The sequence below is a fragment of the Veillonella dispar genome (assembly GCF_937975875.1).
Classification (GTDB): Bacteria; Bacillota; Negativicutes; order Veillonellales; family Veillonellaceae; genus Veillonella; species Veillonella dispar_B.
This window is the reverse complement of record NZ_CALJSP010000164.1, coordinates 1-21,921: the sequence shown is the minus strand read 5'-3', so window position 1 is coordinate 21,921 and position 21,921 is coordinate 1. Positions and strand designations below refer to the sequence as shown.

At 41.1% G+C, this 21,921-nt stretch carries 24 protein-coding genes and 2 tRNA genes; 24 read left to right on the top strand and 2 right to left on the bottom strand.

From position 1 onward, the window contains the following. Positions 1-468: tRNA adenosine(34) deaminase TadA (gene tadA, locus Q7P05_RS08040; protein WP_303931521.1), on the bottom strand; the 468-nt coding region annotated here is incomplete at its 3' end. An 83-nt stretch (positions 469-551) separates the two neighbouring features. Here tadA and Q7P05_RS08035 point away from each other — a divergent pair. The 24 genes from Q7P05_RS08035 (at position 552) to Q7P05_RS07920 (ending at position 20,950) form a co-directional block, all read left to right on the top strand. Beyond that, complete coding sequence (locus Q7P05_RS08035) at positions 552-1,199, top strand: trimeric intracellular cation channel family protein (RefSeq protein ID WP_227721513.1); 648 nt, start codon at positions 552-554, stop codon at positions 1,197-1,199. A gap of 128 nt (positions 1,200-1,327) precedes the next feature. After that, positions 1,328-3,142, top strand: coding sequence for a DUF4127 family protein (locus tag Q7P05_RS08030; RefSeq protein ID WP_303931519.1), 1,815 nt, complete (start codon positions 1,328-1,330; stop codon positions 3,140-3,142). A 10-nt stretch (positions 3,143-3,152) separates the two neighbouring features. Further along, positions 3,153-4,274 (top strand): acyltransferase, encoded by a 1,122-nt coding sequence (locus Q7P05_RS08025; protein WP_295794047.1) that lies wholly within the window; start codon positions 3,153-3,155, stop codon positions 4,272-4,274. Between the two features lie 174 nt (positions 4,275-4,448). After that, complete coding sequence (locus tag Q7P05_RS08020) at positions 4,449-5,306, top strand: aminotransferase class IV (RefSeq protein WP_295824545.1); 858 nt, start codon at positions 4,449-4,451, stop codon at positions 5,304-5,306. A 55-nt stretch (positions 5,307-5,361) separates the two neighbouring features. Further along, positions 5,362-6,408, top strand: a complete 1,047-nt coding sequence (locus Q7P05_RS08015; protein WP_005387964.1) for a methionine ABC transporter ATP-binding protein — start codon at positions 5,362-5,364, stop codon at positions 6,406-6,408. Next, positions 6,389-7,042, top strand: coding sequence for a methionine ABC transporter permease (locus Q7P05_RS08010; protein WP_005387966.1), 654 nt, complete (start codon positions 6,389-6,391; stop codon positions 7,040-7,042). The genes Q7P05_RS08015 and Q7P05_RS08010 overlap by 20 nt, the downstream gene beginning before the upstream one ends. 9 nt (positions 7,043-7,051) lie before the next feature. Then, positions 7,052-7,348 (top strand): YerC/YecD family TrpR-related protein, encoded by a 297-nt coding sequence (locus Q7P05_RS08005; RefSeq protein ID WP_005387967.1) that lies wholly within the window; start codon positions 7,052-7,054, stop codon positions 7,346-7,348. Positions 7,349-7,413: 65 nt separating this feature from the next. Beyond that, the gene (locus Q7P05_RS08000; RefSeq protein ID WP_257847275.1) at positions 7,414-8,208 is read left to right on the top strand and encodes a TSUP family transporter; all 795 of its coding nucleotides are present in this window, start codon (positions 7,414-7,416) and stop codon (positions 8,206-8,208) included. 11 nt (positions 8,209-8,219) lie between these two features. Further along, positions 8,220-8,987 (top strand): SDR family NAD(P)-dependent oxidoreductase, encoded by a 768-nt coding sequence (locus Q7P05_RS07995; protein ID WP_303931516.1) that lies wholly within the window; start codon positions 8,220-8,222, stop codon positions 8,985-8,987. 137 nt (positions 8,988-9,124) lie between these two features. After that, positions 9,125-9,976, top strand: a complete 852-nt coding sequence (locus Q7P05_RS07990) for a hypothetical protein (protein WP_129823778.1) — start codon at positions 9,125-9,127, stop codon at positions 9,974-9,976. A 19-nt stretch (positions 9,977-9,995) separates the two neighbouring features. Beyond that, complete coding sequence (locus tag Q7P05_RS07985; RefSeq protein WP_060924113.1) at positions 9,996-10,340, top strand: YkvA family protein; 345 nt, start codon at positions 9,996-9,998, stop codon at positions 10,338-10,340. A 118-nt stretch (positions 10,341-10,458) separates the two neighbouring features. Then, positions 10,459-10,878, top strand: a complete 420-nt coding sequence (locus Q7P05_RS07980) for a thioesterase family protein (protein ID WP_303931514.1) — start codon at positions 10,459-10,461, stop codon at positions 10,876-10,878. Beyond that, on the top strand, positions 10,871-11,674 hold the full coding sequence (gene murI, locus Q7P05_RS07975; RefSeq protein ID WP_303931512.1) for a glutamate racemase: 804 nt from the start codon (positions 10,871-10,873) through the stop codon (positions 11,672-11,674). The genes Q7P05_RS07980 and murI overlap by 8 nt, the downstream gene beginning before the upstream one ends. A 12-nt stretch (positions 11,675-11,686) precedes the next feature. Then, the gene (locus Q7P05_RS07970) at positions 11,687-12,226 is read left to right on the top strand and encodes a hypothetical protein (RefSeq protein WP_156719661.1); all 540 of its coding nucleotides are present in this window, start codon (positions 11,687-11,689) and stop codon (positions 12,224-12,226) included. A gap of 12 nt (positions 12,227-12,238) precedes the next feature. Continuing rightward, positions 12,239-12,889: a coenzyme F420-0:L-glutamate ligase gene (locus tag Q7P05_RS07965; RefSeq protein WP_295206244.1), complete on the top strand. Its 651-nt coding sequence runs from the start codon at positions 12,239-12,241 to the stop codon at positions 12,887-12,889. A gap of 71 nt (positions 12,890-12,960) precedes the next feature. Then, complete coding sequence (locus Q7P05_RS07960) at positions 12,961-14,682, top strand: hydantoinase/oxoprolinase family protein (RefSeq protein ID WP_303931509.1); 1,722 nt, start codon at positions 12,961-12,963, stop codon at positions 14,680-14,682. Further along, a complete protein-coding gene (locus Q7P05_RS07955) occupies positions 14,672-16,102 on the top strand; it encodes a histone deacetylase (protein WP_303931507.1) in 1,431 nt (476 codons plus the stop codon). The genes Q7P05_RS07960 and Q7P05_RS07955 overlap by 11 nt, the downstream gene beginning before the upstream one ends. 174 nt (positions 16,103-16,276) lie before the next feature. Then, positions 16,277-17,032 (top strand): ribonuclease PH, encoded by a 756-nt coding sequence (rph, locus tag Q7P05_RS07950; protein ID WP_303931505.1) that lies wholly within the window; start codon positions 16,277-16,279, stop codon positions 17,030-17,032. Position 17,033: 1 nt separating this feature from the next. Further along, positions 17,034-17,609, top strand: coding sequence for an XTP/dITP diphosphatase (locus Q7P05_RS07945; protein ID WP_156719665.1), 576 nt, complete (start codon positions 17,034-17,036; stop codon positions 17,607-17,609). A gap of 66 nt (positions 17,610-17,675) precedes the next feature. Then, positions 17,676-18,173, top strand: a complete 498-nt coding sequence (locus Q7P05_RS07940; RefSeq protein ID WP_303931502.1) for a metallophosphoesterase — start codon at positions 17,676-17,678, stop codon at positions 18,171-18,173. A gap of 86 nt (positions 18,174-18,259) precedes the next feature. Then, positions 18,260-19,042: an adenosylmethionine decarboxylase gene (gene speD, locus Q7P05_RS07935; RefSeq protein WP_024066692.1), complete on the top strand. Its 783-nt coding sequence runs from the start codon at positions 18,260-18,262 to the stop codon at positions 19,040-19,042. Between the two features lie 268 nt (positions 19,043-19,310). Continuing rightward, positions 19,311-20,516, top strand: coding sequence for an NADP-dependent malic enzyme (locus Q7P05_RS07930; RefSeq protein WP_303931499.1), 1,206 nt, complete (start codon positions 19,311-19,313; stop codon positions 20,514-20,516). Between the two features lie 274 nt (positions 20,517-20,790). After that, positions 20,791-20,867, top strand: a tRNA-Pro gene (locus tag Q7P05_RS07925). A 9-nt stretch (positions 20,868-20,876) separates the two neighbouring features. Further along, a tRNA-Gly gene (locus tag Q7P05_RS07920) sits at positions 20,877-20,950 on the top strand. Positions 20,951-21,062: 112 nt separating this feature from the next. Here Q7P05_RS07920 and sdaAA read toward each other — a convergent pair. After that, a partial coding sequence (sdaAA, locus tag Q7P05_RS07915) for an L-serine ammonia-lyase, iron-sulfur-dependent, subunit alpha (protein WP_303931497.1) occupies positions 21,063-21,921 on the bottom strand: 859 nt, incomplete at its 5' end.

Here is a 21,921-nt window from a genome sequence, read left to right as displayed (position 1 = left end):
TTTCATGATTTGGCTACATTCATCACCAAGCACACCAGATGCTAGTTCTGGTTCATGATTTAAACCTGGATGAGAGAGCACATTGAATAGTGATTCTACGGCGCCTCCTTTGTAATCACTTGCACCATATACAACGCGATCAATACGACTATTGATAATGGCTCCAGCGCACATCGGACACGGCTCTATCGTAACATACAGGGTACAACCAGTCAACCGCCAGCGCTTGAGGACATCGCATGCTTCGCGGATTACAAGGACCTCTGCATGAGCCGTTGCATCATGATCGAGTTCACGACGATTGTGATGACGAGAAACAATGGTATTTTCTTTTACGAGAATGGCACCGATAGGGATTTCTCCAAGGTCATAAGCCTTGCGAGCTTCTTCCATAGCGATGGACATAAAATATTCATCCCGTGTTCGTTCATCCATATTTTCAATATCTACAGTAATGTCTTTTGTCATTGGCATACCTCTTCATGTATAATATCTTACATAAAGTCTATCACAGTGTACGCAGTTATGCGAATAGATTATATGGGGGAATTATGGATATTATATGGTATATGTTTGATATGATTGGCACCATTGCCTTTGCTGTATCCGGTGCGCTTGTTGGGGTGGCTCGGAAGATGGATATATTTGGGATGGCCGTCTTGGCATTGGCTACGGCTATCGGTGGCGGTATTGTACGGGACGTATTGCTCGGTTATTTTCCGCCAAACTCACTGCGAAATGTGGTGTACGTAACGGTTGTCTTAGCTGTAACAGTTATCGTGTTCTTGATTTACAACAGCCGATACCGCAAGCATGCGATGGGTCCTCGTAGTCGAGCTAGTTATTTATTAGCCGATGCATTAGGGTTAGCGTCATTTACCGTTACAGGTGCTTCTGCAGGATTTAAACTCTATCCTGAGTTGCCTATATTTATTGTACTGTTAGGTACGATAACCGCAGTAGGTGGCGGCATTATCCGCGATATGTTAGCACAGCGTATTCCATCTGTTTTGAAAGAAGATGTATATGCATTGCCTAGCATTATTGGAGGCATTGTTTATTATCTTATGGTTACATCTAGTTGGGACAGTATGGCCGTATATGGTGCTTTCACAGTGGTGCTCGTTATCCGTCTGTTAGCCATCAAGTACAATTGGAGTCTACCTAAGGTAGGGAAAACAAAGCCGGTTGCGAAATAATAGTCAAATGATATAATTATACTATTGAGCATATGAACATTTCATAAAAGTGTCAGAAAAAGAGAGTATTATAAAACAGTTCATTTCGCGAGTCGGGAGTACTCGCTACACAGAAGGAGATTTGATTTATGACGAATAAATGGTTGAAAGTAGCACTTATGGCAGCAGCCATCGCTACTGGTACATCTATTAAAATTGATGCGGAAACCGTGTTGTACGTACCTCAAGATGATCGTCCTGTAAGCTTACAATATACTGTAGATACAGCTCGCGAAGCAGGTATGACTATATTGACACCACCTCAAAATTTGATTTCTGGTAAGAACTACCAAGGTCAAGCAGATCAAATCATGGCTTGGGTTGAACAAAATGCAGGCCGTGCTGATGTGATGGTATTGAGTACAGATACGCTTATTTATGGTGGTCTTGTAGACTCCCGTAAACACAACATTCCACTTTCTACATTGGAAAGCCGTTTAAAACGCATTGAATCCTTAAAAGCTCGCAACAAAAAAGTACGTATTTATGGTTTCGGTACTGTAATGCGCTCCCCACGTGCTAGTGGTGGCGGCACTGAACCAGCATACTATGCGGAATATGGTCCTACTATCTTCCAAATTGCAGCATTGCAAGATAAATTAGACTCTGGTTCCTTAACACAAGAGGAAACTCAAAAATTGATGAGCCTTCAAGCCTCTGTTCCTGTAGAATACCTACAAGACTGGTTTGACCGCCGTCAAAAAAATATGAAAATCAATAAAGAGTTGATCGATGAAACTCGTAGCGGCGTATTCGATTACTTTGCATTGGGCCATGATGATACATCTCAATTGTCCCAATCTGCATTAGAAGGTCGTTACTTAAGTAAATACTCCAAGGACATTCCTGTTGAAAAATATGGTAGTTTCCCTGGTGCTGACCAACTTGGTTTATTGTTGATGGCTCGTTCTCGTACTGATGAAAGTACAGAAAAACCAACATTCTCCGTAATTTATCCACTCGGTGGTGGCGGCAAAACATTGCCAGGTTACGAAGACCAAACAATTGATAAAACAATTGCACAACATGTTGAAGCCGTAGGTGGCACAATGGTAACACAAGGCAAACCAACTGTGTTATTAGCAGTAAATACACCACTTACTACAAGCACTGGCGAATCTGAAAGCTTCGAGAACTTCCCGATGATTTCTAATTCTACAAATGCTTTCGTAGATCGTATTCAACAAGCAGTTGATTCTGGCGTAACCGTAAGCGTTGCAGATATTGCTTATAATAATGGTGCAGATAATACATTAGTTTCTGCTTTGTATAAACGCGATATGTTATACAAAATCGGTGCGTACAATGGTTGGAATACTGCAAGTAATACGGTAGGCTACGCAATTGCTCAAGGGGTATTGCTCAAAACTATGAGCCCAGAAGGTCACCGCAAAATGTTGACTCAACAATATTTGGATAACTGGGCGTACCAAGCAAATATCCGCAAAGATATTTACCGTATGCAAGACTCTATTCGCACAGATAATGTACGTTATTCTGGCGAGTTAAATGAACGTCTTGAAAGCTACTTAGGCGAACGAATTCAAGATTTCGCTGAAAAATATCTCAAAATCGATCCTCGTACAGTAAAAGCTACATTCCCTTGGGGTCGCCTATTCGAAACAGATATCACTGTTTACGACAAACCAGTGGTACCTCTTGAAAAAGAATTGCGCTTGAAACGTGAAGCAGAGGCGAAAGCTAAAGCTGAGGCAGAAGCTAAGGCTAAGGCAGAAGCAGCAGCTAAGGCTAATGGTCAAGCTGCACCAGCACAACCTGCTCAACCAGTAAAGACAACAGCTGTTCAAATTACATCATCTGTGATTCCAGTAGTTAAACAACCGGCTACAACATCTCAAGGTCCACGCCTTGTGCCAACACCTGCAGTTGTACCTGGTCAATAGTGAATAGGGAATGGATATGAAAAAAGCATTTTTACCGGAAATTACATATATGCGTGGCCTCTGTATGCTCGGTGTTATCGGCATTCATGTAGGTTCTTACGCATTACAAAATCCTTTTGTAAATTTAGAACTCATTAGCGTCTTAGAAATTCTATCGCGCTTTGGAGTACCAGCATTTTTCTTCCTCTCTGCATTTGGATTGTTTTACCACACATCTGTAGAGGGACCATTCTCATATAAGGAATTTATGCACCGCCGTATTCAGGTGGTGCTATTTCCATATATTACGTGGTCCGTATTTTATTTGCTCTACACGGGACTAACGGCGCATAATCTAGGTAATTTACATCCTGGACCATTGGCTGTAAATCTATTATTTGGTACGTCTATGTATCATTTATACTTTATGGTTATCCTCTTATGGTTCTACGTGATGATGCCTCTATGGCGAGCTATGGTGAAAGTCATCTTAAAACGCCCTGTATTTTGGATGGTTCTATTATTTATCATCCAAGTTGGCATCGATTATGTATCATCTTACATGCTCGGCCGTTGGGTAACAGAACATCTTAGTAATAACCCTGTGTTGAAATATCTTTTTGATATGAGACTTAATTATTGGGTTATCCATTATGTGTGGATATTCTTGTTGGGTGCTGTATGTGCTGAGCGCTATGAAACGGTATGTGAATACATGTGGCGCTATCGTTACTTATTAGGTGTTAGTGCGGTAGGCTCTATTTTGCTGATGCTTGGATCCTACTACTATGTCATGGACGTATGGCATTATACTGTTCTAGAAGCAATTTATACAGTTCATCAAATGAGCCCAATGGGTGTTCTCTATACTGGACTGGGAACACTATTTAGTCTGTTCTTATTCCAAACCTTACCAATGAATGCGACTATGGAATCTACTTGGTCAGAAATAGGGGATAAGTCCTACGGTATTTATTTAGCACATCCATTCTGGTTGTTGATCATCTCTGGCGTGATGGCTAAATATAATCTTTTATATACCGTAGTTAATGTGCTAGCTATGTATGTGATGGCGCTAGGCCTGTCCTATTTGACTGCCGTGACATTAAACCATGTACCTAAACCATTACGTAAATTTATATTGGGACATTAATAATATACATCCGCTAGGATATAGTTTTTAGCTATGGCATCCTAGCGGATTTTTGTATATCTAAGTTATATCTTTCACAAAGTAAAGCGTGAAAATTTGAAAGTAATTGTGATATAATAAGTCCATGATGATTACTACTTGATAGAGTAACGATATAGAAAAAGAGGTGCTCCTATGCAAGAATTAACATATTTTAATGGCGAGTTTGTTGAACCAGGTGCCAAAGTTATCAGTATTGATGACCGTGGTTATTTGTTTGGTGACTCTGTATACGAAGTGGTACGTGTCGTAAAAGGCCGTTGCTTCGCATTGTCTTACCATCAAGATCGCTTGTATCGCTCTATGCGTGAAATGGATATTCCAGTAAAAATGACCCCAGATGATTTAACAGAATTGCACGAAATTTTAATCGAGCAAAGTGAAATCAAAGAGGGCTATATTTATTTGCAAATCTCTCGTGGTGTAGCGCCACGCCATCATGCATACGATCGTTCCAAACTAGAACCACAAATGCTTATGTCTATCCGTAATTTGGATATGGATGCAGTTAATAAATTGGGTGAAGGTGTAAAAGCGATTGCATTACCTGATGAGCGTTGGGACCATGTAGATGTTAAGACTACTAACTTGATTCCAAATATTTTGGCTCAAACTAAAGCGGAAAAGAAATTTGCTTATACAGCTATGTTATTCCGCGATGGCATTTGTACAGAAGGTGCAACATCCAATGTGTTTGCTGTCAAAGATGGTATCTTGTATACGCATCCAGCAGATAATCATATCTTAAAAGGTATTACGCGCCAAATGATTTTGACTCGCGTAGCACCATCTCTAGGTATTACAGTTATTGAAAAAGAATTTGACCGCGCTTTTGTAGATGATGCGGACGAATTATTCTTTACCGATACAATTGGTGGTGTCATCCCAATTACTAAGCTAGACAGAAATCCAGTATCTGGTGGTAAACCAGGTGCTATTACACTTCGTCTACGCGAAGCATTAGAAAAATTGATGGAAGAAGGTTTGCCTTAATAGGTCATCTACTTTCATTACATGGTAAACTTTTACCTTAAGAAAGGACATTATTTTGATTCAATTACAACACATTAGTAAAGTCTATGAAGGCGCTACTCGTGTGGAAGCATTAAAAGATATTAGCCTTGATGTTAAAGAAGGTGAAATCTTTGGCATTATCGGTCAATCTGGGGCCGGTAAATCCACATTAATTCGATGCATCAACATGCTCGAAGCTCCTACATCTGGCTCTGTTATCGTCAATGGTACAGACTTAACAACACTTAGCAAATCCGATTTACGTAAAGCACGCAAAGATATTGGTATGATTTTCCAACATTTTAACCTTTTGTCCTCTCGTACAGTGTATGACAATGTGGCATTTCCGTTGGAATTACAAGGTTTGAGCAAATCTGAAATCAAGGAACGCATTACGCCAATCCTTGATATCGTAGGCCTTACTGAGCGTATGAACAACTATCCATCTCAATTGTCTGGTGGTCAAAAACAACGTGTTGGTATCGCTCGTGCCTTAGCGTCTAATCCAAAGGTTCTTCTTTGTGATGAAGCTACATCTGCTCTGGATCCGCAAACAACAGAATCCATTTTGAAATTGTTGAAAGATATCAACGAAAAAATGGGCCTTACTATCGTTCTCATCACTCATGAAATGCACGTAATCCGTGAAATTTGTGATCGTGTAGCGGTTATTGAAGGCGGTGTAATCCTCGAGGAAGGTAGCACTGTTGAAGTATTTACACATCCTCGTGAAAATACCACAAAAGAATTCATCAGCTCTGTTGTGAGTGATAACTTACCGCCAGAAGCGTTAGAACATTTGGAATTACATGATCAATGGATTGCAGGTACAGCTCCATTAGTACGTCTTAAATTCACAGGCCAATCTACAGATGAACCTGTAGTGGCAGGTCTCGTACGACGCTTTAACCTCGATGTAAGTATCCTCTTTGGTGGCATCGACTATATCCAAAATACATGCGTTGGTCGCCTTATCGTTATCTTGAATGGTGACCCAGAAAATGCGCAAGAGGGCTTAGACTACATCAAAACATTACCAATTGAAAGCGAGGTGATCGGTTATGTCAGAGCAAATCATTAATCTTCTCATAACTGGTACCCTTGATACATTGCAAATGACCATTATTTCTACGGTCATGGCTATGTTACTTGGTATTCCTCTCGGTGTTATTTTGGTAGTAACCTCTAAGGGTCATATCTTAGAAAATGTAGCGCTTAATAAGGTGCTAGGTGCTATCGTCAATGCAACGCGTTCCGTACCATTTATCATTTTGATGGTAGCTATCATTCCATTCACTCGTATGGTGGCAGGTACATCTATTGGTACCACTGCAGCTTGTGTGCCTTTAACAATCGCTGCAATTCCATTCTTAGCACGTCTTGTAGAAACATCTATTAAAGATATTAACTTTGGCGTAATTGAAGCGGCCCAATCCATGGGTGCAAGTCCACTCCAAATCATTTGGAAAGTATTATTACCTGAAGCATTGCCTACGATTATCGATAACGTAACGGTTCTTATCGTTAACCTCATCAGTTACTCTGCAATGGCTGGTGCTATCGGTGGCGGTGGCCTTGGTGATATTGCTATCCGCTATGGTTACCAACGTTTCCAAGCTGATATTATGATTGCTACCATTATCATCTTGGTTATTTTGGTACAATTAGTCCAAATGATTGGCGATGCTTGGTCTAAAGCGATGAATAAGAAGTAGGAGGATCCTATGAGTATCAATGAGAAGTTGAGAAGTGAACAAAACGATGAGCTATTCACCGCTATATTAACGCTTGAAAATACTGAGGAGTGCTATGCATTCTTTGAAGATATCTGTACGATTAATGAATTGAAAGCTTTGTCTCAACGCTTACAAGTAGCAAAAATGCTACGTGCCGGTGATAGCTACGAAAAAATTGTAGAAGAAACAGGTGCGAGCACGGCTACTATTAGTCGTGTCAAACGATGCTTAGTCTATGGTGCTGATGGATACACATTAGCTTTAGATCGTCTAGGTGCAAAATAAAATAAACTAGCATGACAACGGTGGCCTTTTGGCGACCGTTGATGTGCTATCTACAGGAGGTTTATATGGAGTGGCTTATTGAGGTAACAGGTTTACCATTTGATATCCTAATTCTCGTTTTACTCGCTGTAGCAGGTGCTTTTGCCGGCTTTGTAGACTCCATTGTGGGCGGTGGGGGACTAATCTCTGTTCCTGCTATGCTATTAACCAACCTTCCGCCGAGTATGGCCTTAGGCAGTAATAAGCTGTCTAGTATATTTGGAGCTGGCAGTGCGTCAATTACATTCTTAAGAAATCACATGGTTGATTTTTCTCTAGTTCGTAAATTACTACCTTTTACATTTATAGGATCCATGCTTGGTACCTTAGCAGTTGTATCATTGCCACCCTTATATGTAAAGCCTATTATTATCGTCCTACTCGTGTGTGTCACACTTTTTGTGGTATTTAAAAAGGATTGGGGCGAAATAAACCGTACCTCAGCAGTAGCAGGAAAAGCATTGTATATTTGCATGGCTTTTGCTCTTGGCATTGGTGTTTATGATGGCTTTATTGGCCCTGGTACAGGTACATTTTTGATTATGGGCTTTATCTTTACTGGCTTTGATTTTCTGCATGCTTCTGCGAATGCAAAAATATTGAATTTTACTAGTAATTTAGCATCTTTAATCGTGTTTTTCTATTTAGGGCACGTCAATATTAAGTACGGCTTAGCTACAGGGGTAGGCCAAATTATAGGTGCTTACTTAGGATCTCATTTAGCTATTGCTAAGGGTTCGTCGTTGGTACGTGTTGTATTCTTGTCGGTAACGACAGTTATGTTGTTGAAATTAGTGTATGACTATGTTTCCACATTATAGGAGGGCAAGGTATGCCTCATAAAAGTGATGTACAAGTGGCATTGATTAGTGGTGGCACATCGGGCATCGGATTTGCTACGGCAAAATTGCTTCTTAAAGAAGGCTGGTGTGTTGTCATTAACGGTCGTGATGAAAAATCAGGACAAACGGCTAAGATGAAATTGCGCCGCTATTCTTCAAGGGTGCAGTACATCCAAGGGGATGTATCGAAGATTGAAGATTGTCAGCGTATTGTAAAAGAAACCGTTAAATTATTCGGCGGTGTTTCTGCTCTCGTAACAGCAGCAGGCTATTATGAAGAAGAGCTTCTAGCAGATGTAACGGAAGCAGCCTTTGATGAAATGTTTGGCACCAATGTGAAAGGTACGGTTTTCTTGTGCCAAGCGGCATTGCCCTATTTGCGCGCTACAAAGGGCAGTATCGTAACGGTAGCTAGTGATGCAGGCTTACAAGGCAATGTGGCTTGCTCTGTATACGGCGCTTCAAAAGGTGCGGTAGTGAGTTTTACGAAATCACTATCCCTTGAAATGGCACCACATAATGTGCGCGTTAACTGTGTTTGTCCTGGTGATGTGGATACCTCTTTAGTAGATAAACAAATTGCAAATGCTCAGCAAGATGCAGAGACTGCTAAGGCTGAAATGGGCCAACATTATCCCTTGGGACGCATTGGTCAACCTCATGAAATTGGAGAGGTTATTGTATTTTTATTGAGCAATAAAGCTTCCTTTGTAACGGGGGCAGCATGGACTATCGATGGTGGTCTCACTAGTTGGTAAGATAGAAAATATTGGAAGTTATTTTATTTTTTAAATCTATGGATAATTAGAAAAATTCATTTCACTTCTAGCAATAGAATGGTATAATAATACTAATAATATGACCTATAGTTGGTTCACAACAAAGGAGAATACTTATGGCAGAATATAATGGCGTAACACTTGAGCCACTTATGGATGGTTCTCAAGACCGTGACTATCAAGTTGAACAATTTATTTTCTGGGGTGCAGGTCGTGCAGCGGCATTGGCATTATCCCCTAAATTCAGCAGTGTTGCTTTGTGCGCCAATGCAACGTATATGGTAACTCGCATTGCACATCTTTACGAAGTAGAATTACAATCTGGTGCCGTAGTGGGGCTAGTTGGTGGTCTTAGCACAGCTGTAGGTACAGCGGCTATTTCTCTTCTTGTTCCTCTAAAAGCAGTTCGCGTTCCTGTAGCAGTTGGTTTAACATATGCTATCGGTAAAATTGCTCACATTTGGATCCAAGATGGTATGCCTTCTGATATCGAACGTTATAAACCAATGGTTGCTGAATTCCTTGAAAGCGGTAAAGCTATAGCAGGTGACATCATCCGTGATGCAAGCGCTAGCATTCCTTTCACACAAGGTCAACGCGACGTTTGGGCTGGTATTGCTAATGAAACAGGTCTTGCTAAAGAAACTTTGAAACAAGTTTACGAAGAAAAAGTAACACCTGCTATCGATAAATGGAATACAGAAACAAAATATCAAATCCATGACAATGCAGCAGAAGTTGTGGCGAAAGTAACCGATGCGGCAAAAGAGAAAATTGATGTTGCTAAAGAAAATATTGATGTAGCTAAAGAATTAGCTAAAGGTGGCGTAGAAGTAGCTAAAGCTTCTGCACAAGCTGCAGTAGAAACTGCAAAAACTAAAGCTAATGATGCTGTTGAAACAGCAAAAGATGTTGCTACAAACACTGTTAATACAGCAAAAGATAAAATTGGTGGTTTGCGCAAATAGGCGCTAAAGGATTATGAAGATGAATCCATTAAAAATTATTACATATGGTAAGTATTTTAACGAATCTAAATTCGCCGCTTTTTTAGGACGATATGGTAAGAAGCTTGCCTTTGTACAACGAGCAGTGACCTTGTTCCTTTGTATGCGTGACAAGGACACTCCAAAATATGTAAAAGCAGTCATTGCTGGTGCCTTAGGGTATCTTGTATTACCTATTGATATTGTACCGGATACAATTCCTGTATTAGGTTGGATAGATGATGTAGCAGTGCTTGGTCTTGCCTTCAAGGTTGCCAATCGTTACATTAAAACTCGTCATCAAGAAGAGGCAAAAAAATACTTCCCATTTGGTGGCAGTAACTAGCTTTTAACCATTAAGGCAGTTTGATCCGTTGCGATTGAACTGCCTTTATTTATTTGACACGCTAAAGTAATAGATATACAATGAAGGTTGTATTCTATGAAAAAAGAAGGATAAATATATGCATATTGCTTCAGTAAATGTACGCTTTTACGAAACCGATATGATGGGTATTGCGCACCATAGTAATCATTTTAGATGGTTTGAAATGGCACGCATTGAATTCCTTCGTCACATCGGTGTAACCCTGTGGGATATGATGAATGAGGATATTGTATTTCCTATCATGAATGTATCCTGCAATTATAAAGAACCAGCAAATTTTGATGATGAACTTCACATCGAAACATATTTGGTTAAGATGACACGTGCTCAAATGATATTCCGTTATCGTATGCGCCGTGCCAGTGATGGTGCGCTCCTAGCTACGGGGGAGACTAAGAATGCATTTATGTCGAAATCAACAGGTAAAATTGTGCGATTAGACGATACTTTTTATCAGCCTATGTTAGCAGCTGTTGAGGAGATGCCTAATGAGTAATGTACAACAATTGCCTATCGGCGTGTTTGACTCCGGTGTAGGCGGGCTATCTGTTTTAAAGGTCTTACAAGAACAATTCCCTAACGAAGACTTCATCTATATTGGGGATAATGCGAATAACCCGGTGGGGAATCGTAGTGATGATGAAATTACTTATTTAGCTTGTCATATTGCAGAGGCTCTTGAAAAACAGCCTGTAAAATTGATGGTTATTGCTTGTAATACGTTTACCGTTGTAGCCCTTGATGCGGTACGTGAACGCGTGTCTGTGCCCGTTATTGGAGTATCACAAGGCGTAAAAACAGCGATCAGTCAAAGCAAAAGCAAGACAATTGGTATCATGGCGACGGCAGCAACTGTGAATAGTCATATTCATAAACATGTAGCCCTTGAAGTTGATCATGAAGTGCTCGTATGGGAGCAACCATGTCCTGAATTGGCAGGCCTCATTGAGCAAGGTCATTTAGATGACTATTTTGTACGCCATGTATGTACTGAATATCTAGAACCTTTATTGTCCCGAGAAATTGAGGTCGTAGTTTTGGGCTGTACTCATTTCCCATTTGTACAACCTTTGCTAGAGGAACTAACGTCAGGGCGCATTCAATTCATCGACCCTGCTTTTGAAACGAGTGAACTTGTTCGCCGCAGATTAGAGGGGAAAGATTTGTTTAACCCTCAAAAAACGGCGGGTACTGTGTCATTGTATTTTACAAAGGATATTGAGCTTGGTGATACGCTGAGCGCCTCGTTCCTTGATACAAGTCGTCGCAGCATTGAACATATTACATTATAAAGGAGATGCCCTATGTGGTTTTATAACATCCTAAGTGTAGTAATAGCTATTATTGTAGCTATTGCAGCTTTGTATTTATTATTCCGTTTGTTCGTATTGAAACAAGGTAATGAAAAGGTTATTTTATTGCCAAAACGTGCAACAAACTTCCAAGTATCTGACCGTAATTTTGAATCTATTACCTTGTTCTGTGATATTCCATTTGTGAACAAAGGACGTCAACTTGGTACAATTATGGACTTATTCCCACGTCCATTGTTGCCAGAGGAACATTTTGATGCTGTGAAAGTACATGCATGGGCTATGGACATTAATCGTCCTCGTCATGATGGTTATTTTGAAGCTATTATCATCAAACCTCGCAAAGGTGGTACTATTCGTGTATTCGTTACCTTAACAGGCAAAAATGGCAATATTCGTGAAGATATTAAGGGCTTCCCTTATATGGACATCGATATTTACTACCAAATCGTAGGCCGTACAGATTATCATATCGATAAACAACGTATTCGTTTGACTGCTGAAGAAGTTCAAGCAGCATTGGTTCAATAAGGAGGCATAACAATGGCAGAATTAGAGTTAGTATGTGTGCCAACACGTATTCTTACAGATAATGATGACATCGTGGATGCTATCGTTGAATTTGGCGGTCATAATATTGGACCTGAAGATATCGTTTGTGTAGCTGAATCTGTAGTAGCTATTACACAAGGTCGTTTTACACGTCCTGAAGAGCTAGATGTATGCTGGCAAGCTCGTTTAATCAATCGTTTTATCCATCCAGATGGTTCTATGGCATCCATTTATGGCATGCAATCCGCTATGAACTTAGATGGTAAATGGAAAGTATTAGGTGCCTTTATTTTAGGTGCTATTGCTAAAATTTTCCGCAAACCAGGTGTATTCTATGCAATTGCTCGTGCGGCATCCTTAACTGATGACGTAACTGGCACAATGCCTCCATTTGATAAGCACATTGTATTTGGTCCAAAGGATCCAGATAAAGTAGCTGAGAAAATCGTATCTCGCACAGGTTGTTACGGTGCCGTTGTAGCAGACGTTAATGACTTAAAACGTTCCGCTGTATTAGGTACAAGCCGTGGCATTGACGGTAATAAAATTGCACAATTATTGATTGATAATCCATTTGGTAATGATAGCCAAATGACTCCGATTGTTATCATTAAAAATTACGCATCTGTATCTGGTAAATAACAGAAGGCTGTACTCATCACATAGAGATGGGTACAGCCTTTTTATATATTGTGAAAGTTAAAGGAGGTTATATGTTACTAGGGTTAGACGTAGGTGGTACTTTCACAGATGCGGTCATCATCGACGGTCATCGTGTAGTAGCATCTGCTAAAAGACGGACTACGAAGGATAATCTAATGCAAGGAATAGGTGAGGCATTAGATGCAGTTTTGACAGGCTGTAATACATCAAATATTGAACAAGTTACTCTATCCACTACAGTGGTAACAAATACCATTGTAGAACAGAAGGAACAAGTAGTAGATCTCTATGTAGTAACTGGGCCTGGTCGTAACGTAGACGATATATTCCCTGTGAGTCCTATATATCTTCAAGGCTATACAGATCATAGAGGGATTGTGGTAGAAAGCACACCTCTAAATGCAGTGCGAGATATTGCTAAAATGGTTCAATCCCGTAGTGGCACTGATTTAGCCGCTGTATCTGCTAAATTTGGGGTACGAAATCCTCAAGAGGAACTATCGATAACAGAAGAACTGAAAGATAAGTATAATACCATTTCTAATGGCAGCTTATTAAGTGGTTCATTGAATTTCCCTCGCCGTACCATTAGCGCCTATTTTAATAGTGCTGTTACACCTGTATTTACTATTTTTAAATGTAATGTTGAAGAGGCCCTTAGCATTCGTAATATTAAGGCTCCACTCCATATTTTGAAAGCTGATGGCGGTTCCTTGCCTATGGAGCATATGGTGAGTCGACCTGTAGAGACTGCTTTTACGGGACCTGCAGCTACTGTGCTTGGCTTATCTGCCCTTGGTGCAATTGGTGAAGAGCATACAGTTGCTTTAGATATTGGGGGCACTACAACGGATATTTCTCTGTGGAAACACGGCAAACCATTAATGACGAAAAATGGTGTATCCATCCGTGAGTATCCAAGTGCAGTTCGATCCTTTGCAGTTACCTCCGTCGGTATTGGTGGTGAATCTGTGGTTCGCATAGTAGATGGTGACGTTACAGTCGGACCAGAACGGGTGGGCCCATCGGCGGCTCTAGGCGGCGCGGAACCTACCTTGGGTGATGCACTCATTGTACTGGGCTATGCAAGCTATGGTGATGTTGAACTAGCTGTGCAATCTATAGAGGTATTGGCTAATAGCTTACCTGCGTCATTACATGATAGCCCAATATCTGACTATACTAATGAACAACATCAATTAGCTGGTTCCGTAACAGCTTCTGACGTGGCACGCTTAATAGTCAATAAGGCATTAGAAACAATTCAACATGGCATAGATGAGGTAGTAACGGCAGAGAATAAACGACCTATCTATGTAGTGGCGGACATCGTGAACCCTGATGTATTTGTACCTGCCCAAATCGTTGTGGTAGGTGGTACGGCGCCTAGCTTAGGACCAAGTATCGGCGAGTATTTGAATGTGACTGTTACAATTCCAGAGAATGCGGCGGTGGCTAATGCTATCGGTGCGGCCTTAGCGTTATCGACTATTGAACTTACGGTTCACGTCGATACAAAACGGCGGTTACTAGTCATTCCTGAATTAGGGATTAAGCAACAAACCTGTACCTTGCAGCGGGTAGAACAAGTTGTGGAACGTGCTAAAGAGGCCCTTAGTGAAGAAGCATTGCGTTTAGGCCTTGGTAAGGACCAAGATATAGAGGTGATTAGTATCGAAGACTTCCCTGTAGTAGAGGGCTGGCAATCGATGGAACGGTTAATCACCGTGAAAGTACAACTAGCAGCGGGGGTGAAACAGTATGTGGAATAAAGGACTATCCTATCGCGAGCGTCATGGACTTGGACACAAGGGTATAAATGAAGGCATTCATACAAATGTAGGTGATACGCTACATACTGATAGAAATGCGTCAAAACATAGTCTAGGTTTAGTATTTTTTCCTGCTTTCGACTGGAAGATTTCTGAAACCCATCCAGAACGACAAGAGAGATTACTGTACACTCGGGATCAAATCGTAGAGGAAGGCTTATTAGATATACCTAATATTAAAGAATATAATCCTATCGTTGCTGATTGGGATACCATAGAGCGTGTCCATGTGGGCGCCCCTGATTTAGAATCTTGGGTAACGGAAGCACATCGCGTATCTGCGGGCGGTGCTATTGCGGCTGCTGATGCGGTTATGCGCGGTGAAGTAGATCGTGCCTTTGCCCTCGTTAGACCTCCAGGGCATCATGCAATGGCCATGGTGCATGGTATTCGTGGATTTTGTACCATAAATATTGAAGCCGTCATGATTCAGCATATGCGCCAAACCTATGGTATTAAACGCGTTGCTGTGGTAGATACAGATGTACATCATGGCGATGGCTCTCAAGATGTGTTCTATCATGATCCAGATACGCTATATATTAGTTTCCACCAAGATGGACGGACCCTATATCCTGGAACAGGCTTTATTGATGAATTTGGTGGACCACAAGCCATCGGTGGCAATATAGATATCCCATTACCGCCAGGAACAGGTGACGAAGGCTTGATGAAGGTCATGCGTGAACTCGTATTACCTATCTTAGAAGAGTTTAATCCAGATATTGTTATTAACTCTGCAGGGCAAGATAATCACTTTAGCGATCCATTGGCTAATATGCAAGTAACCGCAAAGGGCTATGCTGAGCTTGTAGATTTATTGCAAGCAGATATAGCTGTCTTAGAAGGTGGTTACTCCGTACAAGAAGCATTGCCATATGTAAATACTGGTATCATTTTATCTATGGCAGGCCTTGATTACAGCAAGGTCGTAGAACCTGCCTTTGACCCTGTTAAATATAAGCAAAGTCAAAATGTAACCGCTTATATTGATGACCTTATTGCTAAGTGGAAGGTACAATGGGCTAACCGTCATAAGATGGCCGAAGAGGAACGTACCGGTATGGGCGATATATGGTCGAACCGCTACAATGTGTACTATGATGAAACAGGTGTACAAGAGGAACGCCTTGAAAAGGTACGCATGTACGAAAATAAAGTTGGATGGCATAGTGTACTTTCACATGGTCAATATGGACCTTATGGGCCACAAAGTGTTTATGCCATGTTCATTCCTTGGCAAGCTGATGAGGGAACTCGTCAAGATGCTATTACAGAGGCCAAACGGGCTAAAGCAGAAGGCGGTGCAAGCCGTTATGTTGTGGTAGACCCACTTGGCGATGGACAATACGAGGTATAGTGGTAGATTCTCAAAGTTGTGACTTTTGGTAATGAACCATACTGTGTTAGAATTGGTAACTATAATCTGATTCGTAGTGATAAAAAATAGTTAAATTGTGATATAATAAGAAAAGATAACGCCCCTTTGTGTAAGGGGCGTTCTAATGTTTGGATTTAGAATGGTGAGGTTCCTATGCGTAGTGATAATAGAACAGCAGGTCAATTGCGACCTATTAAAATAACACGGAATTTTACAGAGTATGCAGAAGGTTCTGTACTCATTGAGTGCGGCAAGACTAAAGTTATCTGTACTGCTACTGTAGAGGATTCTGTGCCGCGCTGGCTAAAAGGATCCAGTCAAGGATGGGTAACCGCTGAATACTCCTTATTGCCACGCTCTACGCAAACCCGTGTGAGCCGTGAGGCTGCAAAGGGTAAACAAACGGGCCGCACTGTAGAAATTCAACGCCTTATCGGTCGTGCGTTGCGCGCCGTTGTTGACCTTGAAGCACTTGGTGAACGTTCTATTACGATCGACTGCGATGTAATTCAAGCCGATGGAGGTACACGTACAGCCTCTATTACAGGTGCCTTTGTAGCCCTCGTTGATGCGGTGGACTTCACCTTTGGTGGCGCAGGCAAATTCCCGATTACTGACTTCTGTGCAGCTATTTCAGTAGGTATTGGTCCTGACGGCCCTATTACAGATCTTTGTTATGAAGAGGACAGTGCTGCTATTGTGGATATGAATGTGGTGCGCACAGGCTCTGGTGATATGGTTGAGGTACAAGGTACTGGTGAACATGGTACCTTTAATCGTGATGAGCTCAATGCATTACTTGATTTAGCAGAGGCTGCTACAGATGAGCTTATGGCAAAACAACGTGAAGTACTTGGCACAACAGCAGATAAAGTAGGTAAGGTATATCCTACAGCTCCGGAGGTGTAAGGTGGAACAAATCGTATTAGCTACAGGCAATAAAGGGAAAATTCGTGAATTTTCTGAGGCTTTCTCTCATTTATCTATCGATTGTGTACCGGTAAAAGAGGTTGTTACTATTGAGGAACCTGAGGAAACAGGTACAACCTTTATGGAAAATGCTCTATTAAAGGCTCACTACTATGCAAAGGCTACCAATCGTCCATGCCTTGCCGATGATTCTGGCATCACCGTAGATGCTCTTAATGGGGCACCAGGCGTATATTCTGCGCGTTATGCAGGTCATCATGGTGATGATCAAGCTAATAATGAAAAATTAATTCGCGAACTGCAAGGTAAAAGCGACCGCACAGGTCATTATGTATGTGCCTTAGCTCTCGTATATCCTGATGGCCGTGAAGTGACAGCTGAAGGCTATTGTGATGGACTTGTTCAAGATGAGCCAAAAGGAGACAATGGTTTTGGCTATGATCCATACTTTTATGTACCTGAATTTGAAAAGACAATGGCAGAACTTAGCATTGAAGAAAAGGAAACCATCAGCCATCGTGGCCGTGCTTTACGCAAATTAATTAACAAGCTTTAATATTTTCGAACTATATGGTATAGTTCATATAAATATGTAATATAATAGTATTAGAGAACTTATAAAATGAAACGAATTGGTATTTTAAGTGATACCCATGGGTATCTAGATGATATAGATCTTGTCTTGGAGGCTACAGCAGACCAAGAAATTGATATGTGGCTTCATGCTGGTGATTATGGCGATGATGCACGCTATATGCAGGAACATACTGATATTCCTGTGTATGCAGTGCGCGGTAATAATGACCGTGTACAGCCTCTAGAACCGCGAGAACAGTTGATTCCTCTAGAGGATACCTATATTTACATGACTCATGGTCATGAGGTATCATATTATAATCGAATACAAAAACTGATTGAGTTAGGCACTGATATGGGGGCGCGACTCATCGTGTCCGGTCATAGTCATCATCATGGTGAGGTTCGTGTTCGTGATGCGGTATTTGTGAATCCAGGCAGTATTTCGTTGGCTCGCGACCGCTCTGGTGGTACCTTTGCCATCGTTACCTACGATAATGGACAGTTTGATGTAGTGTTTGTGTATAAACAAGAAATTGTTTAGTTATATGGTGAAAGCTTATTCTGATACGGTTTGAAAAGCTTTCAGAAAAATAGTAAGTCTATGCATGGAAAGGGTTATGACATATCATGGATACACCAGTTAAAGCAAAGCCTAAAATGAAATTATATGGTTTTAATAATCTCACAAAGACGTTGAGTTTTAATATTTATGATATTTGTTATACTCGTACAGAAGAAGAGAAAAAACAATACATTCAGTACATTGATGAAGTATACAATGCAGATCGTTTAACAGCTATCTTAACAGAGGTTAGCCGTATCATTGGTGCCAACATCCTTAACGTAGCGAAACAAGACTATGATCCTCAAGGTGCGTCTGTAACGATTTTGATTTCTGAAGAGGAAATTGAAAAAGAAGATGTAGTAATGCATCTTGATAAATCTCACCTTACTGTACATACCTATCCTGAAAGCCATCCGCACAAAGGGATTAGTACATTCCGTGCAGATATTGAAGTGTCCACATGTGGTCAAATCTCTCCACTTAAAGCACTTAACTATTTAATTCAAAGCTTTGATTCCGATATCCTTACATTGGACTACCATGTACGTGGCTTTACACGCGACGTATCTGGTAAGAAAATCTACATCGACCATCGCATCAACTCCATCCAAAACTACATCAATGCAAAAACTCGCAACATGTACAATATGATTGATGTAAATGTGTACCAAGAAAATATTTTCCATACAAAAATGATGTTAAAAGAGTTTGATTTAGATAATTACCTATTTGGTATTACTGAAGCTGAATTGAGCGAACGAGAAATCAAACAAATTAAACATCAATTAAAGCAAGAAATGATGGAAATTTTCTATGGCCGTAATTTGCCATCTGTAAAAGCATAAATAAAAATGTATATTCAGTATGCTATATGTCCTATCATATAATGCGTACACAATACCAAAGTAGATAAGCCGTATATGGCTTATCTACTTTTTATTTAGTTATCATTTTTATTACTAGTGTAAATTAATAGAATTTAATTCTAAAATATTCGAAAAACTATATCGAAAAAACTTGAATTGTTATATTTCATTTTGTATAATACAATTAGTTAAAGGTATTAATTACCGACTCAAAAGAGTCCGAGTTTATCCACAAAGGAGAATTATTATGGACGTACGTGAATTAGCTGTACAAAAAAAACGTGAATTAAAAGGTTTCCTTACTGTAGGAACTAAATATGAATTAAAAGACGCTCATGATTTATCTGTAGCTTACACACCAGGTGTAGCAGAACCATGCTTGCGTATTAAAGATAATGAAGCAGAATCCTTCGAATTAACTTGCCGTTCCAACATGGTTGCCGTTGTATCCGACGGTACTCGTGTACTTGGTCTTGGTGATATCGGCGCTGCAGCAGCATTGCCTGTAATGGAAGGTAAATCCTTATTGTTCAAAAAATTCGGCGATGTAGACTGCATTCCATTGGTTGTAGATACAAAAGATGCTGATACATTGATCAACACTGTAAAATTATTGCAAAAGAACTTTGCTGGCATTAACTTGGAAGATATTTCTTCTCCTAAATGCTATGAAATCGAAAACCGTTTGAAAGAAGAATTGGAAATCCCTGTATTCCATGATGACCAACACGGTACAGCTATCGCTTGTTTAGCTGGTGTTAAAGGTGCTCTTCGTCTTGTTAAAAAAGACTTAGCAACAGCTAAAATCGTTGTAAACGGTGCTGGTGCTGCTGGTGCAAACATTGCTCGTTTGTTATACCTTGCAGGCGCTCGCGATATTACATTGTTAGTATCCTCTGGCGTATTGCACAAAGACTACAAACGTCTTGATTCCTTGCAATCTGAATTGATTGACTTGCTTAAACTTGAAGAAAAACATGGCAACTTGGCTGAAAACGCTAAAGGCGCTGACATTCTTCTTGGCGTATCTGCAGCAGGCGTATTCACAAAAGAAATTTTGGAAAACTTGGCTGACGATGCTATCGTATTCGCAATGGCTAACCCTAACCCAGAAGCAACATATGCTGACATGAAAGCAGCTGGTGTTCGCATTGCTGGTACTGGTCGTTCCGATGCTCCTAACCAAATCAACAACGTAGCAGTATTCCCTGGTATCTTCCGTGGTGCTATCGATGTTCGTGCATCCAAAATCACTGATGAAATGAAATTAGCTGCTGCTGAAGCATTGGCTCATTTGATTCCAGATAGCGAATTGAACGAAGAAAACATCATGCCATCCGTATTCGATCCTCGTGTAGCTCCAGCTGTTGCAAAAGCAGTTGCTGAAGTTGCTGTAAAACAAGGCATCGCTAAAAACCCTCAAGTAGTTGAAGACGGTAGCTACGAAGGTTAATCTAAATAGCTAATAGTCTTACTTTAATCTTTGAGAATCGGGTAAGATAATATAAACTATAATGATATGCACCTCGAAAGAGGTGCATGTTTTTTCATATGAACTAATAAAATTTAAAAAATTAATGAAGTTGTAAAAAAGTACTTGTCACTATTTTGTATCGATGATATAATAATTTTCGTTGCAGAGCGATACTCAAAAGAGTAAAAAACTCAGCAAGAGTAGTGGTTGACATCAACTACCAGGTTTGCTATAATTAGCAAGTAATTAATGACGGGGCATAGCGCAGTTTGGTAGCGCACCTGGCTTGGGACCAGGGGGTCGCAGGTTCGAATCCTGCTGCTCCGACCATTTTTTTTTGCGGGTGTAGCTCAATGGTAGAGCCCCAGCCTTCCAAGCTGGTCGCGAGGGTTCGATTCCCTTCACCCGCTCCATTTTTTGTAAAGACCATCGGTAATCCGGTGGTCTTTTTCTTTGCCCTGTTTCTCCCATAATAAAAAGCTCTAAAGTAGGTATTCCACTTCAGAGCTTTTTATTATTATATTATCAACAGTCTTTATTCTCCCGGCTCAGTTTATCCGCGATTCTCTTTCCGGTTTCTGTGGCAGCCAGTCCGGCAAGACTTGTTTCCCTGAGGGATACCGGCATGAGTTTGCCGATTTGATCCATAGCAGAGACTACTTCATCTACCGGAATCTGTGTTTTAATACCCGCCATAGCCATTTCTACAGCCACCAGGGTGTGCACAGCCTCAAATCCATTTCTCTTAACGCAGGGCACTTCCACCAGTCCGGCTACCGGATCGCAGGTAAGTCCCAGAATATTCTTCAATGCCAGAGCAATGGCATTTTTCATCTGTTCTGTAGTACCTCCCAGCAGATCAATAGCTGCCGCTGCCGCCATACCAGCCGCTGTGCCGCATTCTGCCTGGCAACCGCCAACCGCTCCGGCTATGGAAGCGTTTTCCGCAACCACATGGCCGATTCCTGCCGCTGTAAACAGCGCACGGGTATAATCATAGCGTTTAGCCCCTACATGTTCACCTACCGCTGCCACTACCGCAGGAACAATACCGCAGGAGCCAGCTGTCGGACAAGCTACGATACACATCATTTTGGCATTCGCTTCTGCTGTTGCCACTGCGTAGGCGGCCGCTCTCTTGGCAAGAGGTCCCAGCAGCAGCGGTTCTTTGTCATACAGCTTTCTCGCGTCGCCGCCGACCAGTCCACTCCTTGATTTACTGTGGTCCCCCAGGCCGCGGCGTATGGACTTCATGAATACCGGAATGGTTTCATCCATCTGCTTCCATACGTCCTGATAAGCCCGTCCGGAAGTTTCGGCTTCCAGGCGGCACGCAATGATTCCAGGTGAGACTTTTTCTGCATCCGCCAGATCCATCAGTTCC

What these genes read in the sequence shown, in the direction of transcription:
- Q7P05_RS08035 (WP_227721513.1), top strand. Translation starts at nt 552, where the DNA reads ATGGATATTATATGGTATATGTTTGATATGATTGGCACCATTGCCTTT.
- Q7P05_RS08025 (WP_295794047.1), top strand. Translation starts at nt 3,153, where the DNA reads ATGGATATGAAAAAAGCATTTTTACCGGAAATTACATATATGCGTGGC.
- murI (WP_303931512.1), top strand. Translation starts at nt 10,871, where the DNA reads ATGAGTAATGTACAACAATTGCCTATCGGCGTGTTTGACTCCGGTGTA.
- Q7P05_RS07940 (WP_303931502.1), top strand. Translation starts at nt 17,676, where the DNA reads ATGAAACGAATTGGTATTTTAAGTGATACCCATGGGTATCTAGATGAT.
- Q7P05_RS07980 (WP_303931514.1), top strand. Translation starts at nt 10,459, where the DNA reads ATGCATATTGCTTCAGTAAATGTACGCTTTTACGAAACCGATATGATG.
- speD (WP_024066692.1), top strand. Translation starts at nt 18,260, where the DNA reads ATGGATACACCAGTTAAAGCAAAGCCTAAAATGAAATTATATGGTTTT.
- Q7P05_RS07995 (WP_303931516.1), top strand. Translation starts at nt 8,220, where the DNA reads ATGCCTCATAAAAGTGATGTACAAGTGGCATTGATTAGTGGTGGCACA.
- Q7P05_RS07970 (WP_156719661.1), top strand. Translation starts at nt 11,687, where the DNA reads ATGTGGTTTTATAACATCCTAAGTGTAGTAATAGCTATTATTGTAGCT.
- Q7P05_RS08005 (WP_005387967.1), top strand. Translation starts at nt 7,052, where the DNA reads ATGAGTATCAATGAGAAGTTGAGAAGTGAACAAAACGATGAGCTATTC.
- Q7P05_RS07985 (WP_060924113.1), top strand. Translation starts at nt 9,996, where the DNA reads ATGAATCCATTAAAAATTATTACATATGGTAAGTATTTTAACGAATCT.
- Q7P05_RS08000 (WP_257847275.1), top strand. Translation starts at nt 7,414, where the DNA reads ATGGAGTGGCTTATTGAGGTAACAGGTTTACCATTTGATATCCTAATT.
- rph (WP_303931505.1), top strand. Translation starts at nt 16,277, where the DNA reads ATGCGTAGTGATAATAGAACAGCAGGTCAATTGCGACCTATTAAAATA.
- Q7P05_RS07990 (WP_129823778.1), top strand. Translation starts at nt 9,125, where the DNA reads ATGGCAGAATATAATGGCGTAACACTTGAGCCACTTATGGATGGTTCT.
- Q7P05_RS07930 (WP_303931499.1), top strand. Translation starts at nt 19,311, where the DNA reads ATGGACGTACGTGAATTAGCTGTACAAAAAAAACGTGAATTAAAAGGT.
- Q7P05_RS07965 (WP_295206244.1), top strand. Translation starts at nt 12,239, where the DNA reads ATGGCAGAATTAGAGTTAGTATGTGTGCCAACACGTATTCTTACAGAT.
- Q7P05_RS08030 (WP_303931519.1), top strand. Translation starts at nt 1,328, where the DNA reads ATGACGAATAAATGGTTGAAAGTAGCACTTATGGCAGCAGCCATCGCT.
- Q7P05_RS07955 (WP_303931507.1), top strand. Translation starts at nt 14,672, where the DNA reads ATGTGGAATAAAGGACTATCCTATCGCGAGCGTCATGGACTTGGACAC.
- Q7P05_RS08020 (WP_295824545.1), top strand. Translation starts at nt 4,449, where the DNA reads ATGCAAGAATTAACATATTTTAATGGCGAGTTTGTTGAACCAGGTGCC.
- Q7P05_RS07960 (WP_303931509.1), top strand. Translation starts at nt 12,961, where the DNA reads ATGTTACTAGGGTTAGACGTAGGTGGTACTTTCACAGATGCGGTCATC.
- Q7P05_RS08010 (WP_005387966.1), top strand. Translation starts at nt 6,389, where the DNA reads ATGTCAGAGCAAATCATTAATCTTCTCATAACTGGTACCCTTGATACA.